The organism is Microbacterium sp. MPR-TSA4 (assembly GCF_058792815.1).
Map to the genome: position 1 here is coordinate 36,732 of NZ_JBXAFF010000016.1, position 14,492 is coordinate 51,223.

At 72.2% G+C, this 14,492-nt stretch carries 15 protein-coding genes; 6 read left to right on the forward strand and 9 right to left on the reverse strand.

All coding sequences use genetic code 11. From position 1 onward, the window contains the following. Positions 1-133 precede the first annotated feature (133 nt). From AC1Q49_RS08700 to AC1Q49_RS08710, 3 genes are read right to left on the reverse strand one after another with little or no spacing between them, the layout of a single operon-like run. Complete coding sequence (locus AC1Q49_RS08700; protein ID WP_492491657.1) at positions 134-1,435, reverse strand: M18 family aminopeptidase; 1,302 nt, start codon at positions 1,433-1,435, stop codon at positions 134-136. A 27-nt stretch (positions 1,436-1,462) separates the two neighbouring features. Then, positions 1,463-1,843, reverse strand: coding sequence for a DUF3054 domain-containing protein (locus AC1Q49_RS08705; protein WP_060959988.1), 381 nt, complete (start codon positions 1,841-1,843; stop codon positions 1,463-1,465). Between the two features lie 38 nt (positions 1,844-1,881). Further along, a complete protein-coding gene (locus tag AC1Q49_RS08710; protein ID WP_492491660.1) occupies positions 1,882-2,664 on the reverse strand; it encodes an isocitrate lyase/PEP mutase family protein in 783 nt (260 codons plus the stop codon). A gap of 93 nt (positions 2,665-2,757) precedes the next feature. Here AC1Q49_RS08710 and AC1Q49_RS08715 point away from each other — a divergent pair, with 93 nt between their 5' ends. Continuing rightward, positions 2,758-3,393: an NADPH-dependent F420 reductase gene (locus AC1Q49_RS08715; RefSeq protein WP_061782337.1), complete on the forward strand. Its 636-nt coding sequence runs from the start codon at positions 2,758-2,760 to the stop codon at positions 3,391-3,393. 16 nt (positions 3,394-3,409) lie between these two features. On the opposite strand, the gene AC1Q49_RS08720 is transcribed toward AC1Q49_RS08715, so the two are convergent. Further along, positions 3,410-3,769, reverse strand: a complete 360-nt coding sequence (locus tag AC1Q49_RS08720; protein WP_060959985.1) for a winged helix-turn-helix transcriptional regulator — start codon at positions 3,767-3,769, stop codon at positions 3,410-3,412. Positions 3,770-3,868: 99 nt separating this feature from the next. On the opposite strand from AC1Q49_RS08720, the gene AC1Q49_RS08725 reads away from it, so the two are divergent. Further along, positions 3,869-4,729, forward strand: a complete 861-nt coding sequence (locus AC1Q49_RS08725) for an NmrA family NAD(P)-binding protein (protein ID WP_492491662.1) — start codon at positions 3,869-3,871, stop codon at positions 4,727-4,729. Between the two features lie 28 nt (positions 4,730-4,757). Here AC1Q49_RS08725 and AC1Q49_RS08730 read toward each other — a convergent pair whose 3' ends face one another. After that, positions 4,758-6,185: a dihydrolipoyl dehydrogenase family protein gene (locus AC1Q49_RS08730; RefSeq protein WP_492491664.1), complete on the reverse strand. Its 1,428-nt coding sequence runs from the start codon at positions 6,183-6,185 to the stop codon at positions 4,758-4,760. A 96-nt stretch (positions 6,186-6,281) separates the two neighbouring features. Between AC1Q49_RS08730 and AC1Q49_RS08735 the strand changes: the two genes are divergently transcribed. Genes AC1Q49_RS08735 through AC1Q49_RS08750 form a run of 4 tightly spaced genes read left to right on the forward strand, consistent with a single transcriptional unit; the run spans position 6,282 to position 9,488 of the window. Next, positions 6,282-7,106, forward strand: a complete 825-nt coding sequence (locus AC1Q49_RS08735; RefSeq protein WP_060959983.1) for an ABC transporter ATP-binding protein — start codon at positions 6,282-6,284, stop codon at positions 7,104-7,106. Further along, complete coding sequence (locus tag AC1Q49_RS08740; protein ID WP_060959982.1) at positions 7,103-7,810, forward strand: ABC transporter permease; 708 nt, start codon at positions 7,103-7,105, stop codon at positions 7,808-7,810. The genes AC1Q49_RS08735 and AC1Q49_RS08740 overlap by 4 nt, the downstream gene beginning before the upstream one ends. Beyond that, a complete protein-coding gene (locus tag AC1Q49_RS08745; RefSeq protein ID WP_060959981.1) occupies positions 7,807-8,520 on the forward strand; it encodes an ABC transporter permease in 714 nt (237 codons plus the stop codon). Before AC1Q49_RS08740 ends, AC1Q49_RS08745 begins: the two co-directional genes overlap by 4 nt. 38 nt (positions 8,521-8,558) lie before the next feature. Next, complete coding sequence (locus AC1Q49_RS08750) at positions 8,559-9,488, forward strand: ABC transporter substrate-binding protein (protein WP_060959980.1); 930 nt, start codon at positions 8,559-8,561, stop codon at positions 9,486-9,488. 185 nt (positions 9,489-9,673) lie between these two features. Here AC1Q49_RS08750 and AC1Q49_RS08755 read toward each other — a convergent pair whose 3' ends face one another. From AC1Q49_RS08755 to AC1Q49_RS08770, 4 genes are all read right to left on the reverse strand, one after another. Beyond that, a complete protein-coding gene (locus tag AC1Q49_RS08755; protein WP_492491668.1) occupies positions 9,674-10,990 on the reverse strand; it encodes an LLM class flavin-dependent oxidoreductase in 1,317 nt (438 codons plus the stop codon). After that, the gene (locus AC1Q49_RS08760) at positions 10,987-12,300 is read right to left on the reverse strand and encodes an O-acetylhomoserine aminocarboxypropyltransferase/cysteine synthase family protein (protein ID WP_205282415.1); all 1,314 of its coding nucleotides are present in this window, start codon (positions 12,298-12,300) and stop codon (positions 10,987-10,989) included. Before AC1Q49_RS08760 ends, AC1Q49_RS08755 begins: the two co-directional genes overlap by 4 nt. A 107-nt stretch (positions 12,301-12,407) precedes the next feature. Then, the gene (locus AC1Q49_RS08765; RefSeq protein ID WP_492491671.1) at positions 12,408-13,373 is read right to left on the reverse strand and encodes a squalene cyclase; all 966 of its coding nucleotides are present in this window, start codon (positions 13,371-13,373) and stop codon (positions 12,408-12,410) included. A gap of 15 nt (positions 13,374-13,388) precedes the next feature. After that, positions 13,389-14,465, reverse strand: a complete 1,077-nt coding sequence (locus AC1Q49_RS08770) for a DNA glycosylase AlkZ-like family protein (RefSeq protein ID WP_492491673.1) — start codon at positions 14,463-14,465, stop codon at positions 13,389-13,391. Between the last annotated feature and the right edge of the window lie 27 nt (positions 14,466-14,492).

Below are 14,492 nucleotides of genomic sequence, written 5' to 3' on the forward strand. Positions count from 1 at the left end.
CATCGGCTCGTTATTCACGTGCCGCCTTGCCCTCCGAATGGATCCGGGGCCGCGTTCCCGCCGCGACGTCGCGGCCGGATGGCTGGGTGGAGCAGGTAGATGCACTTCGCGTCCCCGTCGGGGACACAGCGCTTCAGTGTACCCGATGCGACCCGTCGGAGGCGAAGAACGCCGCCGCCACCCGCGTGAGCGCGTGGAGATCCGCCGTCCCGGCGAGCTCCCGCGCGGAGTGCATCGAGAGGATCGGGATGCCGACGTCGACCGTCCGGATGCCGAGACGCGTCGCCGTGATCGGGCCGATGGTCGACCCGCACGGCACGGCGTTGTTCGAGACGAACTCCTGCGAGACGACCCCGGCCGCGTCGCACCAGCCGTGCCAGGCGGCGGCGCCCGCGGCATCCGTCGCGTAGCGCTGGTTCGCATTGATCTTGAGGATGGGGCCGCTGCCGAGCACGGGCTGGACGACCGGGTCGTGCTTGTCGGGGTAGTTCGGGTGCACCGAATGGCCGACGTCGCTCGAGACGCACCAGGATGCCGCGAGCGCCCGCAGCTGCTGGTCGCGATCGGCTCCGAGCCCGAGCTGGATCCGCTCGATCACGTCGGCGAGGAACGGCCCCGCCGCCCCGGAGCGGGTCGCGGAGCCGACCTCTTCGTGGTCGAACACGGCGAGCATCGCGATGTGGTCGGCGTCGGCGTCGGCAGCGGCGAGGGCGACGACCCCGGCGTGCACGGAGGCGAGGTCGTCGAGGCGTCCGCTCGCGAAGAACGCGTCGTCCTTGCCGAAGACCGCGCCCGGGGCCGCGTCGGCGGTGACGACGTCGTAGCCGCGGATGCGCGCGGCATCCACGCCGGCCGCGTCGGCGAGCTCGCCGAGCAGATCGGCGGATGCCGCGTCGCCCAGTCCCCACACGGGCTGGGTGTGGGCCTGCTTGTTCAGGGCGAGGTGGTCGTTCGCCTCGCGGTCGAGGTGGATCGCGAGCTGCGGCAGGCGCAGCAGGGGCCCGGTGGCGGCGAGCGCGGTCGTGCCGTCGTCGAGGACGAGGCGGCCGGCGAGGCGCAGCTCGCGGTCGAGCCACGAGTTCAGCAGCGGTCCGCCGTAGATCTCGACGCCCGCCTGCAGCCAGCCGAGGCGGCCCGTCGTGGGCTTCGGCTTGAGCTTGAAGGCCGGCGAGTCGCTGTGCGCACCGAACACGCGCACCGGCGTCGCGGCGTCCGCCCGTGTGGGCACGACCCACGCGATGACGGCGCCGTCGCGGACGACGAGGTGCTTGCCGCCGGCAGCGTGCGGCCACGCCTGGTCCTCGGCGAGCGCCGTGAACCCGGCATCCCGAAGCCGTCGCGCGACCTCCGCGGCGGCGTGGAAGCTGGACGGCGAGGCGGCGACGAACGCGGCCAGATCCTCGGCGTGGGCGCGGATCGCGGTGGAGTCGGGCATCGTCTCAGCGTAGTTCGCGGGGGCGCCTCACGCGGCGCGGCGCCGCGTCGTGGCCCGGCGCAGCAGCAGCGCGACGAGCCGCCAGCCGAGGAGGAACACCGCGAGCACGATGCCCGCCACGATCACGAACGAGACCGCGATGCCCTGACCGGACGCCACCCGCAGCAGCATGCCGCCGACGAGGGTCACCGCCCACACGGGCAGGCCGGTGCGCCCGAGGGCGAACGGCGCCTTCCACCCCTGGGCGATCAGCCATCCCAGCACGAGGGCGGCGAGGAACGGCCAGGCCGTCGTCGCGAGCCCCGTCCAGACGTCGGAGTCGTGGCTGGCCCGGCCGACGGCGGCGAAGGTGATCACGAGCGCGACGTCGAGGGCGGCGGCGAGCAGGAGGGAGGCGGAACGCGACATGCCTCCATCCTCCTCCCCCGTCGCCGGGCTGCCGTCCGTCAGTTCAGCGCGCGTGTCCCCTCGGGGATCACCCCGTCGGCGTAGAGCTGGGCGGCGACGTCCTGGAACGCGGTCAGCGCGACGCGCTGCGTCAGCGGACCGTACGAGATGCGGGCGACGCCGAGCTTCTCGTAGTCGGCGGCCGCGAGCGCTCCGGGCAGGCCGATCACGCTGACGGCGCGCTCGCCGATGCCCGCGACCAGCTGGGCGGTCGCGTCGGCGTCGAGCACGCCGGGGATGAACACCGAGGTCGCGCCCGCCTCGAGGAACGCGCGACCGCGGGCGATCGCGTCGGCGATCGACTCCGCCGGCGGGCGCTCTCCGCCGCGCACGATCGCGTCGGTGCGAGCGTTCAGCGCGAACGGCACGCCCTCGGCCTCGGCAGCGGCGACCGCGGCGGCGACCCGCGCGACCGACTCGTCGAAGGGGCGCAGGCGGTCTTCCATGTTGGCGCCGACGATCCCCACGCCGATGGCGCGGCGAACCGTCTCGCCGGGCTCGTCGTAGCCGTCGTCCAGGTCGGCGCTGACCGGCACCTCGCCTGCGACGGACACGATGCGTCCGACCATGTCGAGCGTCGTCTCCAGCGGGATGGTGCCGTCGGCGTATCCGAAGGATGCCGCGATCGAGTGGCCGGCGGTGGCGAGGGCGCGGGTCTCGGGCAGCGCGAGCACCGCCTGCGCGGAGACGACGTCCCACACGTTCACGACGCGGAGGATCTCGGGGGCGGTGTACAGGTCGCGCAGGCGCTGAGCGCGGGCGGCCGTGGTGTCATCGGTCATGACCTCAGCCTGTCGCGCGCGGCGCCTCCTCGCCAGGTCTTGACAGCGGACCCACGGGGAATGCGCACAGGAGGCATGGCTGTTGCCCCTCGCATGACAACAGTGGGAATCATCGGAGCAGGACACATCGGCAGCGCGCTCGCGGAAGGTCTCGTCGCCCACGGGTACGACGTCGTGATCAGCAACTCGCGCGGCCCCGAGACGCTGGCCGGTCTCGTCGACCGTCTGGGCGCGCGCGCCCGCGCGGCGACCGCCGCGGAGGCCGCGGAGGCGGCGGACTGGGCCGTCGTCACGGTGCCGCTGAAGGCGATCGGCGACGTGCCGGCCGCCCCCCTGGCCGGCAAGATCGTGCTCGACACCAACAACTACTACTGGGAGCGGGACGGTCGCATCGCCGCGCTCGAGGACAAGACCACGACCACCACCGCCCTCGTCCAGGACCATCTCGCGGGTGCACGCGTCGTGAAGGCGTTCAACCACATCCCCGCCGCCGACATCCTCACCACCGGCGCTCCCGCCGGCACGCCCGGCCGACGCGCCCTCGCGATCGCGAGCGACCACGCGGATGCCGCGGCACTCGCCACGGCGCTCTACGACGCGTTCGGCTTCGACACCGTCGACATCGGCTCGGTCGCCGAGAGCTGGCGCGTCGAGCGCGACCAGCCGGCCTACGTCGTGCGCCAGGACGCCGACGAGCTGCGGGCGAACCTGGCGCGCGCGACGCGCTGATCCTCCCGCGGCGCGATCAGCGACCGACGATCTCGCCGGCGTTGTCGGCGATCCAGCTCATGAGCGGCAGGACGCGCTCCATGAGCTGGTCGCCGCGCGCGGTGAGGGCGTACTCGACGCGGGGCGGGACCTCCGGGTAGGCGGTGCGCACGACGAGCCCGTCGGCCTCGAGGGTTCGCAGCGTCGACGCCAGCATCTTCTCGCTGATGCCGTCGACGGCGCGCCGCAGCTCGCCCCAGCGGGCGGTGCCCTCGCTGAGCGCCAGCAGCACGAGGACGCCCCACTTGCTCATGACGTGGTCGAGGACCACCCGGGTCGGACAGTTCTCCGTGAACGCCTGATCGTTCTGGGTGCGTATTTCCGCAAGACTAACCATCACGTAGGTACCTTACGTGAAAGTGGGTACATGTTCTTCGGAATGTACTGATCCTCCGTATGGGTTCCCTCCCTCGGACCCCAACGAAAGGACCAACTCATGACCATCCTCGTCACCGGTGCCAGCGGGCACCTCGGCCACCTCGTCGTCGACGCGCTGCTGACGCGCGGCGCCACGGCATCCGACATCGTCGCCGGCGCGCGCTCCGTCGCCAAGCTCGACGACCTCGCCGCCCGCGGTGTGCGCACCGCCCACGTCGACTACGACGACCCCGCCACGATCGCCGCCGCCCTGGAGGGCGTCGACACCGTGCTGCTGATCTCGGCCTCCGAGGCCGGTCGCCGCTTCGCCGGGCACAAGAACGTCATCGACGCGGCCGTCGCCGCGGGCGTGCAGAAGTTCGTGTACACGAGCGTCTCGAAGGCGACCACGTTCGACTGGGCCCTCGGCGCCGAGCACAAGGCCACCGAGGAGGCGCTCGCGGCGAGCGGCCTGCCGATGGTGATCCTCCGCAACGACTGGTACACCGAGAACTACCTCACCGACCTCCAGCGCGCGGCCGACTCCGGTGTCATCGCCGCCTCCGTCGCCGACGGTCGCGTCGCCGCGGCCGCCCGGGCCGACTACGCCGAGGCCGCCGCCGTCGTGCTGCTCGAGGACGGCCACCTCGGCCAGGTGTACGAGCTCGCCGGCGACCGCAGCCTGGGCTACGACGACCTCGCGGCCGCGGCCGGCGAGGCGCTCGGCCGCGAGGTCGCGTACGTTCCGGTCTCGCGCGACGACTTCGTCGCGGCCCTTCAGGGCGCCGGCCTGGATGCCGGGACCGCCGAGTTCGTCGCGGGCATGGAGGACGGCATCCGCGGCGGTGTCCTCGCCGACACGGATGGCACGCTGGCGCGCCTCATCGGCCGCCCGACGACCCCCGTCGTCGACACCTTCCGCGCCGCCCTCGCGGGCTGAACGGACGGCTCGGGGCGGTCGGGTCCGCTCAGACGGGACGCCCGATCGCCTCGAGCCACCGCAGCCACAGCTCGCTGAGCGTGGGGTACGCCGGCACCGCGTGCCACAGCCGCGTCAGCGGCACCTCGCCGACGATCGCGATCGTCGCCGCCTGCAGCAGCTCCGCCGTGTCGGCTCCGACGAGCGTCGCCCCCACGAGCACGCCGCGGTCGGTGTCGACCACGGCGCGGGCCTGCCCGCGGTAGTGCGCCGCGCGCGTGCTGGCACCGGCGATGTTGGCGAGATCGAGGTCGACGACGCGCGCCGCGAGCCCCTTCTCCTCGGCCTCCGCGGCGGTCAGTCCGACGGCCGCGACCTCGGGTGAGGTGAAGACGACCTGCGGCACGGCCGTGTGATCGGCCGTCGCGACGTGCGCACCCCACGGCGCGTCGTCGACCTCGCCGCCGCGGGCGCGCGCGGCGATGACGTCGCCGGCGGCGCGCGCCTGGTACTTGCCCTGATGCGTGAGCAGGGCGCGGTGGTTGACGTCGCCCACCGCGTACAGCCAGTCGCTGCCGCGCACGAGCATCGTGTCGTCGACGTCGAGCCACGACCCCGGTTCCCGTCCGGCGACCTCGAGGCCGACGTCGCCGGTGCGCGGGACGCGCCCGGTCGCGACGAGGATCTCGGATGCCGTCACCTCGCCGTCGGCGAGCGTCACCGTGACCGCGCCCGTCGCGGCATCCCGCGACACAGCCTGCGGGTGAGCGCCCGTGCGCACGTCCACGCCGTCGTCCCGGAGCGCCTGAGCGACCGCCTCCCCGGCGAACGGCTCCATCGAGCCCAGGAGCCCCGAGCGGGCGAGCACCGTGACCGTGCAGCCGAACGACGCGTACGCCGTCGCCATCTCGCACGCCACGACGCCGCCGCCGAGGATCACGAGGGACTCCGGCACCTCCCGCACACCGGTCGCCTCGCGGGAGGTCCAGGGCGAGGCCGCGGCGAGCCCGGGGATGTCGGGCAGCAGCGCCGCCGACCCCGTGCACACCGCGACCGCGTGGCGGGCACGGAGCACCGCGGCATCCGCACCGTCGCGCGTGACGGTCACCTCCTTCTCCGCGCTCAGGCGGCCATGCCCGCGGACGAGCGCGATGCCCGCACCGTCGAGCCACTCGACCTGGCCGGAGTCGTTCCAGTCGTGCACGATCTCGTCGCGGCGCGCGAGCACCGCGGGCACGTCGACCGGGCCGGCGGGCGGGCTCGCGAGGGCCCCGGGCGCGTCGGCGGCGTCCGCGCGCGCGGCACCCGCGCGCAGCAGCACCTTCGAGGGCATGCACGCCCAGTACGAGCACTCCCCTCCGACCAGCTCCGACTCGACGATCGCGACCGTCAGTCCGCCCTGTACCGCCCGATCGGCGACGTTCTCGCCGACGGGTCCTGCTCCGATCACGATGAGGTCGTACTCTTGGACATCCATTCCTCACGCATACCGGACTGTGACGCCAGATTCCAGCCCCTTGTCGCCGTGTCGGGGGTATGTGGTTGGGTGGTTGAATCCGAGCCCGGAGGACGTATGGCGATCGAGTTCCGCTCCGTCACGAAGCGATTCGCTGACGGCACCGTCGCGGTGGACGACTTCAGCCTCGTCCTGCCCGCCCACAAGACGACGGTCTTCGTCGGCTCGTCCGGATGCGGCAAGACGACGCTCCTGCGCATGATCAACCGGCTCGTCGAGCCGACGAGCGGCGAGATCACGATCGACGGCGAATCGATCCGCGACCGCGATCCGGTGCAGCTGCGCCGGGGCATCGGCTACGTCCTGCAGAGCGCGGGGCTGCTGCCCCACTTCAGCGTCCTCGACAACGTCGCGACCGTCCCGATCCTCAACGGCACGCCCAAGAAGCAGGCGCGTGCGCGTGCGCTCGAGCTGCTCGACATCGTCGGACTCGATCGCGCGCTCGCCGACCGCTATCCCCGCCAGCTGTCCGGCGGCCAGCAGCAGCGCGTCGGCGTCGCGCGCGGACTCGCGGCCGATCCCAACATCCTGCTGATGGACGAGCCCTTCGGCGCGGTGGATCCCATCGTGCGCAAGGAGCTGCAGACCGAGACGCGTCGCCTGCAGCGCGACCTCGACAAGACGGTCGTCTTCGTCACGCACGACATCGACGAGGCGTTCCTCCTCGGCGACCAGGTCGTGATCCTCGAGAAGGGCGCGCACATCGCGCAGGTCGGCACGCCCGACGAGATCATCGAGAACCCCGCCAGCGCGTTCGTCGCCGAGTTCGTGGGGGTCGAGCGCGGATCGCGCGCGCTGACGCCGAAGAAGACCGCGCACGGCACGGTGCTCGTGGATGCCGCGGGCCGGGCACAGGGCGTGCTCGTCGACGGGGTGCCATGAACTGGGTCGCGAACAACCTCGATCTGATCGGCTCGCTGGCGCTCGCGCACCTGCGCCAGAGCGCGATCGCGATCGTCGCCGCCTTCGTCATCGCGCTCCCCCTCGGGTGGCTCGCCTGGCGGTACACGGCGCTGCGCGGGTCGGTGCTCACCACGATCGGGCTGCTGTACACGATCCCCTCGCTGGGGCTGTTCGCGCTGCTGTGGGCGGTCTTCGGCATCCCCTATCTCTCCGAGAGCAACCTCGTGATCGCGCTGACCGTCTACGGCGTGGCGATCATGACGCGCTCGGTCACCGATGGACTCGACTCCGTCGACGCCGCCACCCGCGACGCCGCGATCGCCGTCGGCTACGGCCCGTGGCGACGGTTCTGGACGGTCGACCTCCCGCTCGCCGGCCCGGTGCTGCTGGCCGGTCTGCGCGTCACCGCGACCTCCACGATCGCGCTCGCGACCGTCGGCATCCTCATCGGCGTCGAGAACCTCGGCTACCTCTTCACCAACGGGCTCCAGCGCCGGATCATCCCCGAGGTGCTGGCGGGCGTGGTGATCGTCGTGGTCATCGCGCTCGTCTTCGACCTCCTGCTCGTCCTCGCCGGACGCGTGCTCATGCCGTGGATGCCGCGACGCGACGGCAGCCGGGCCGAGCGCCGCGCACTGCGCCGTCTCGCCGCCCGTCGGCTCGACTCCGCGGAGGCGGCATGAATCTGTTCGCCGACGCCTTCGCGTGGATCTTCTCCCCCGACCGCCTCACCGGGTCGCTGCCCCTGCCCGAGGCGATCGCCCAGCACCTCGCCTTCACGTTCGGCTCGGTGCTCATCGCCGCGCTGATCGCGATCCCGGCCGGGTGGGCCATCGGGCACACCGGCCGCGGGCGCGAGTTCGCCGTCGCCCTCTCGGGCGCCGCGCGCGCCATCCCCACACTCGGACTCGTCGTGCTGCTCTACCTCCTCGTCGGCGTCGTCTACAAGAGCCAGGCCGCGGTCGTCGCGTTCGTGATCCTCGCGATCCCGTCGATCCTCGCGGGGGCCTACGCGGGGTTCGAGGCGATCGACCGCTCGACCATCTCCGCCGCGCGGGCCGTCGGCATGACCGGCCGCCAGATCCTGTGGAAGGTGGAGGTGCCCCTCGGTCTGCCCCTGCTGATCGGCGGCCTGCGCTCGGCCACCCTGCAGGTGGTCGCCACCGTGACCATCGCCACCTACGTGGGCTTGGGCGGCCTCGGCTTCTACATCATCCAGGGCATCCAGCTGCGCGACACCGCCCAGATCCTCGGGGCCTCGATCCTCGTCGTCGTGCTGGCCCTCGTCCTCGACGGCGTGTTCGCCCTGCTGCAGCGCATCGTCGTCCCCCGCGGCGTCGCCGCCCGCACGGCGCGTTCCCGCCCCGTGGCCCGGGCCGCCACGGCATCCTGACTCTCTCCTCCCACAGCACCCAACGAAAGGCACCTCTCATGTCCGCACTGCGCACCTCCCGTCTCGGAGCGCGGCTCGCCCTGGCGGCGACAGCGCTCACCGTGACCGCCCTCGCCCTCACCGGCTGCGGCTCCAGCAGCTCCCTCGAGCAGCCCGCCGCCACCGGCGACGCGACCGGCTCGGCCTCCACCATCACCATCGGCTCTCAGGCGTACTACTCCAACGAGGTCATCGCCGAGATCTACGCCCAGGCGCTCGAGGGCGCGGGCTACACGGTGGAGCGCAAGTTCAACATCGGCCAGCGCGACGCCATCGTGCCGTCGCTGCAGAACGGCACCATCTCGCTGACGCCGGAGTACACCGGCAACCTGCTGCAGTACTTCGACAAGAACACCACCGCCACCACCACCGAGGACGTCTACGCGGCACTCAAGAAGGCGCTGCCCGAGGGTCTCAGCGTCCTCGACCAGGCCTCGGCGACCGACCAGGACTCGTACAACGTGACCGCGGCCTTCGCCGCGGAGCACAACCTCACCTCGATCGCCGACCTGGCCAACGTCCCGAACCTCGTGCTCGGCGGCGCGCCCGAGCTCGAGCAGCGCCCCTACGGCCCCACCGGCCTGAAGGACAAGTACGGCGTCACCGTGAGCTTCAGCGCGACGGCGGACACCACGGTCGACGAGCTCGTCGCCGGCGGCGTCCAGCTCGCCGACGTCTACAGCGCCGACCCGAGCATCAAGACGAAGAACCTCGTCACGCTGGAAGACCCCAAGGGCCTCTTCCTCGCGTCGCACGTCGTCCCGCTCGTGAGCAGCTCGTTCCCCGCCGACGCGGCGGATGTCATCAACGCGGTCAACGCGAAGCTGACGCCCGAGGGCCTCGTCGCCCTCAACGTCGAGTCCAAGGTCGACCAGAAGTCGACGAAGGACATCGCCGCCGCCTGGCTGAAGGCCAACGGCCTGAGCTGAGGCGTCGGGCGTTTCGACTCCTCTGCGTTTCGACTCGTCGCTGTGCTCCTCGCTCAACGACCGGGCTACAAACTCCCGGTCGTTGAGCGAGCGCAGCGAGTCGAAACGCAGAGCACAGCGAGTCGAAACGCAGAGCGCAGCGAGTGGAAACGCCCCACCCCTCGCCCGTGCCGGCCGGAGCAGCGTCAGAGCGACTGCAGGTTCGCCCGCAAGCCGCCGTCCGAGAGCTCGTCGCGGAGGATGCCGCGGCGACGCAGCACGGGAACCAGCTCGTCGAGCGTGCGGTGGATCGTCACCGGATGCAGGTCGCCCCACAGCAGCACGCCGTCGTTGCCCCAGTCGCCGAGCTCCTCGATGAGGTCGGCGAACTCCTCCGCCGTACCGACGAAGCCCGACCGGTCCGAGATGCGCCCCAGCCGCGCGAGCGCGGTCAGGTGCGCGCGCAACGGCGCGGTCGCGGCATCCCGATCGCCGATGAGCCGGCGCAGGGATCCCTGCGAGACGTGATCCGCGAACAGTCCCGCCGGCAGCGGCGCGTCGAGCTCGAGCGCGGTCAGATCGGTCTCCAGGTCGCTGGACTGGCGCTGCGCGATCAGGCGCAGCGCGTCGTCGTCGGGCCGCGCGGAGGCGGCGACCAGGCGATCGGCCTCCTCCGGCGACGATACGATCACCGGTGAGATGGCGAACATCACCGTCACATCCGACGGCGCACGCCCGCGCTCCACCGCGGCGGCGTGGATCTTCGCGCGGTACGCGCGGACGCTCTGCTCGGTGAGCGGAGCGAGCGCCAACTGGATGTCGGAGTTCGCCCCCGCGAACGCGAGCCCGCGGCCCGACCCGCCCGGAGAGGCGATCACCGGCTCCCCGCGGGTGAAGGGCACGGCGTTGAGCGGACCGTCGAAGGCGAAGTACTCGCCGCGGTGGCGGACGGCGTCGAGCCGGGTGCCATCGGCGTAGACGCCGGTCGCGGCATCGCGCACGAGAGCGCCCTCCCCCCACGAGTTCCACAGCTCCCGCAGACCGGCCAGCCATTCCTCCGCGCGGTCGTAGGCGGCGTCGTGGCCGAGCGGCGCGGCATCGCCGAAATGGCGCGCACTGCCGGTGTCGGTCACGACGTTCAGCCCCAGCCGGTCGCCGCTCAGGTGCTGCAGCGTGGCGAACTGGCGGGCCGCGGTGTAGGGCAGGTACGCGGCGGGGTTGACCGTCGGGATCACGCCGAGGCGCTGCGTCGCCTGGAAGAGGTAGGGGGCGAGCAGCAGCGGGTCGAGCTTGGGACCGCCGAAGGCGTGGCGGATGCGCAGGTCGATCGTGTCTGGCGACCCGAGCGAGGGCGCGTCCTCGATGAGCACGAACTCGAACCCCGCGCGCTCGAGCTCGCGGACGGACTGCTGATACAGCTCGGGCCGGGTCCAGTCCCAGTTCCAGTCCAGGTACGGATGACCCCACCCGTGCGGCCCGAAGCCGCGCGCGAGGAACCAGCCGAAGTGCTGCGGACGCGTCATGCCAGGACCGCGACCGGCACGTCGCTGGCGACGGTGAGCGCGTGCGACAGGTCGTCGATGAGGTCGGCGGCATCCTCGATGCCGATCGACACGCGCAGCGTGCCGTCGTGCACGCCCACGGCGGCGCGCTCGGCATCCGTGAGCGCGGCGTGCGACGTGGATGCCGGGTGCAGCACCAGCGACCGCACGTCGCCGAGGTGGGTCATGTGGGTGAAGACCTCGAGGGCCTCGACGAACGCGCGGGCCGTGTCGGCGTCGCCGTGGAGGGTGAAGCTGAACACGGATCCGAAGCCGTCCGGGAGGTCGCGCAGCGCGAGGTGGTGGTCGCGGTGGGCGGGGAGCCCGACGTAGTCGACGGAGGCCACCTCTGGACGTCCCGCCAACCATTGCGCGACCGCGAGCGCGTTCGCGCTCTGCCGCTCGACGCGCAGGCTCAGCGTCTCGATGCCCTGCCCGATCAGGAAGGCGTTCAGCGGCGACGGCGTGGGACCGAACCGGGGAGCGACGGCCTCGCGCGCATACGCGATCCGCGCATCGCCGCCCACCCGCTCGAACACGCTCGGGACACCGCCGCGACCGGGCGCCGTCAGATGCGGGTAGAACCGTCCGAGGCTGGTCTCGTCGAGGCGACCGCTGTCGACGATCGCTCCCCCCAGCACGCTGCCGTGCCCGGCGAGGAACTTGCTCGCCGAGTGGACGACCACGTCGGCGCCGAGCTCCAGCGGACGGACGAGGTACGGGGTGGCGAACGTGTTGTCGATGACCAGGGCGATCCCGTGGCGGTGCGCGAGGTCGGCGAGCGCCGGGATGTCGACGAGGCGGTTGCTGGCGTTCGAGATGGACTCGGCGAACAGCACGCGCGTGGTCGGCAGGATCGCGGCCTCCCACGCCTCGAGGTCGTCGATCTCGGAGACGAAGGTCGTCGTGATGCCCAACCGCGAGAGGTTGTCGCGCAGCAGGCCCCGGGTGCCCTCGTACACGTGCGTCGAGGACACGACGTGCTGGCCCGCCTCGAGCAGTCCGAGCAAGGCGACCGTGGTGGCGGCCTGGCCGCTCGCGAGCAGGAGCGCCTGAGAGCCGCCCTCGAGGGCGGCGAGGGTGTGCTCGACGGCGTCGACGGTCGGATTGCCGATGCGCGTGTAGGCGTAGCCCTCGCCGCGACCGAAGTGCGCGGCCGCGTCGTCGTACTCGCCGAACTCGAAACCGGCGGTCAGGTAGATGGGCGTCGCGCGGGACGTCGCGATCCGGGCGTCGCCGTCGCGGCGTGCGCGCTCGTGCACCTGTCGGGTCGCGAATCCTCGCCTGCTCATGGCGTCCTCCTGTCCGCGCCGACGGCTCGGGACGCGTCGACGTCCCCATCGTCTCGGGACGGCGCGGTCACGGGCGAATCGCGTTTCGTCGTGTGACGCGTCGCGCGTCAGCCGTACGCGGCATCCCAGCGTCGCAGCGCACGCAGCGCGAGGAAGGTGACCCACTTCGACGGCTCGCCCACGGCGACGTCGAGCGGGAACCAGACATCGCCGGCGAAGTGATGGCCCTGGAGCCACGTGCCGTCGGGGCGGCGGGCGGCGCGCACGATCGCGATGCTGTCGGCGGCGCGGGGATCGGGCGGGATGCCGTCGTGCACCGCAGCGGCCGTCACGTGGTCGATCGCCTTGAGCGCGGTGAAGGGCGCCCGGTAAGGATGGACGATGACGTCGGTCCACGGCCCGACCTGCTCCCCCGTCGACAGGCGGGTGCGCAGGCGGCGTGCGAGCAGGTACTCCTCGCCCCGCCGGCGCGAGGCCGCGAGGGAGGCGTCACCGGTGAGCTGCTCGTAGGCGAGGAGTCCGCGGACGGCGTTGATCGTCGAGTGGAACGACGACCGCACCGAACCGTCGACCCATTCGCAGTTCCACCCGCCGTCGGCGAGCTGGTGCGCGGGAAACCACGCCGCCAGCGCCGACATGTCGCGCCCCAGCCACGCGCCGTTGGCGAGCGTCATGGCGTTGATGCACACGTCGACCTCACCGTCCCAGTAGGGCAGATCGTCGTACTCCCACCGGGCGCTGCGTTCCAGCCGATCGGCGGTGTCTCCGAGCGCGCCCGCATCGGTGCCCCACTCGCGGAGGGTCGTCAGGGTCCAGGTGGTCGCGGTGTACGGCTGACCGGGCGTCTGATCCTGCGTGTCGACGTCGAAGTCGGCGGGAAAGAACGCTCCCCCCGCCCACCGGCCGTCGGCATCCTGGTGCGCGAGCAGGCGCGCACCGTCGCCCTCGACGGCGATCCGCGACCGCGTGCGCGCCCACACGTCCTCCGGCAGATCGAGCAGGTCGCGCTGCACCTGCCATCGCAACGTCGGGTCTGAATCCAGCAGCCAGTCACGGACGGCGTCGTCGATCATGCGGCCCCGCTCCTCTCACCGCGCCCGCTGCACGGGCACACCCAGCCATCCGGCGAGGTCGTCGATCTCGGCATCCACCATCTCGCGCTCCTCCGGCTCCAGCGGCGTGAACTCGTGCACGGCGGTGACGACGAGGTTCTCCTTCTTCTTGTCGAGCTCGGCGTCGAGCAGCCCCACGAAACCGTCGCCGATGAGGATGGGATGCGCGAAGTATCCGTACCGGCGCTGCGCCTTCGGCTTGAACTGCTCGAGCACGAACTCGAACGCGAAGAGCTCGGTCAGGCGCGGACGGTCGAAGAGCATGCCGTCGTAGGGGTTGAGGATCGCGACGCGACCGCCGGCGTCGTCGTCGAGAGCCGCCAGCGCCGCCGGATCGACGCGCCACGACCACGACGAGCCCTCGACGGTCGCGGGCTCCCCCGCCATCCCCACCGGGGTCCACCGGGACTTCTGGCGGGCGATGCCCGCCGCCTGCAGCCGGCGCTCCTCCAGCAGCGCCGTCGCCTCGTCGGGGTCGATCACCGGGACGTCGGCGTACACGCGTTCGCCGAGGTCCCACACGCGCTGGCGGCCCTCCCGACGGACCACCGCGGTCTCGCCGACGTACGACAGCAGGTCGAGCATCCTGGGCACCTGGTTCGAGCCGTACCAGCCGGCCTCGTCTTTGTGTGCGACCTGGCTGGTGTCGTCGATCTGACCGGCCAGCAGCGGGCCGTCGGCGCGGAGGCGCGCGATCACGTCGGCACGGAAGCGCGCGTTGGCCTCCACCCAGCCCGCCGCCTGCGCGCGGAAGACCCGCGCGCGCATCCGCGCGAGCATCGCCGGCAGCAGGGATGCCGCGTGGAACTGGCCGTCGAATTCGAACAGCGCCCGGTCGTCCTCGACCGCCTTCACGAGCTGACCGGGCTCGTAACCCCAGCCGATGCGGCTGAACGGGATCGTCTGCTCGGCGGGCGCGATCGTGGCCGTCGGGTCGATCTTGATGGACCCGAGCTGCTCGCCGACCTCGACCACGTCTCCGGGACGATCGGCGTCGAGCAGCTGCGCCCGCACGGCGATGCGACGCGCCTGCTCCCGGCTCAGGTGATGCATGCCGCCACGGTACCCGCCGCATCCGAC

Excerpts from the sequence above, each read along its gene's own strand:
- AC1Q49_RS08700 (WP_492491657.1), bottom strand. The coding sequence starts at position 1,435 with ATGCCCGACTCCACCGCGATCCGCGCCCACGCCGAGGATCTGGCCGCG.
- AC1Q49_RS08705 (WP_060959988.1), bottom strand. The coding sequence starts at position 1,843 with ATGTCGCGTTCCGCCTCCCTCCTGCTCGCCGCCGCCCTCGACGTCGCG.
- AC1Q49_RS08710 (WP_492491660.1), bottom strand. The coding sequence starts at position 2,664 with ATGACCGATGACACCACGGCCGCCCGCGCTCAGCGCCTGCGCGACCTG.
- AC1Q49_RS08715 (WP_061782337.1), top strand. The coding sequence starts at position 2,758 with ATGACAACAGTGGGAATCATCGGAGCAGGACACATCGGCAGCGCGCTC.
- AC1Q49_RS08720 (WP_060959985.1), bottom strand. The coding sequence starts at position 3,769 with ATGGTTAGTCTTGCGGAAATACGCACCCAGAACGATCAGGCGTTCACG.
- AC1Q49_RS08725 (WP_492491662.1), top strand. The coding sequence starts at position 3,869 with ATGACCATCCTCGTCACCGGTGCCAGCGGGCACCTCGGCCACCTCGTC.
- AC1Q49_RS08730 (WP_492491664.1), bottom strand. The coding sequence starts at position 6,185 with ATGGATGTCCAAGAGTACGACCTCATCGTGATCGGAGCAGGACCCGTC.
- AC1Q49_RS08735 (WP_060959983.1), top strand. The coding sequence starts at position 6,282 with ATGGCGATCGAGTTCCGCTCCGTCACGAAGCGATTCGCTGACGGCACC.
- AC1Q49_RS08740 (WP_060959982.1), top strand. The coding sequence starts at position 7,103 with ATGAACTGGGTCGCGAACAACCTCGATCTGATCGGCTCGCTGGCGCTC.
- AC1Q49_RS08745 (WP_060959981.1), top strand. The coding sequence starts at position 7,807 with ATGAATCTGTTCGCCGACGCCTTCGCGTGGATCTTCTCCCCCGACCGC.
- AC1Q49_RS08750 (WP_060959980.1), top strand. The coding sequence starts at position 8,559 with ATGTCCGCACTGCGCACCTCCCGTCTCGGAGCGCGGCTCGCCCTGGCG.
- AC1Q49_RS08755 (WP_492491668.1), bottom strand. The coding sequence starts at position 10,990 with ATGACGCGTCCGCAGCACTTCGGCTGGTTCCTCGCGCGCGGCTTCGGG.
- AC1Q49_RS08760 (WP_205282415.1), bottom strand. The coding sequence starts at position 12,300 with ATGAGCAGGCGAGGATTCGCGACCCGACAGGTGCACGAGCGCGCACGC.
- AC1Q49_RS08765 (WP_492491671.1), bottom strand. The coding sequence starts at position 13,373 with ATGATCGACGACGCCGTCCGTGACTGGCTGCTGGATTCAGACCCGACG.
- AC1Q49_RS08770 (WP_492491673.1), bottom strand. The coding sequence starts at position 14,465 with ATGCATCACCTGAGCCGGGAGCAGGCGCGTCGCATCGCCGTGCGGGCG.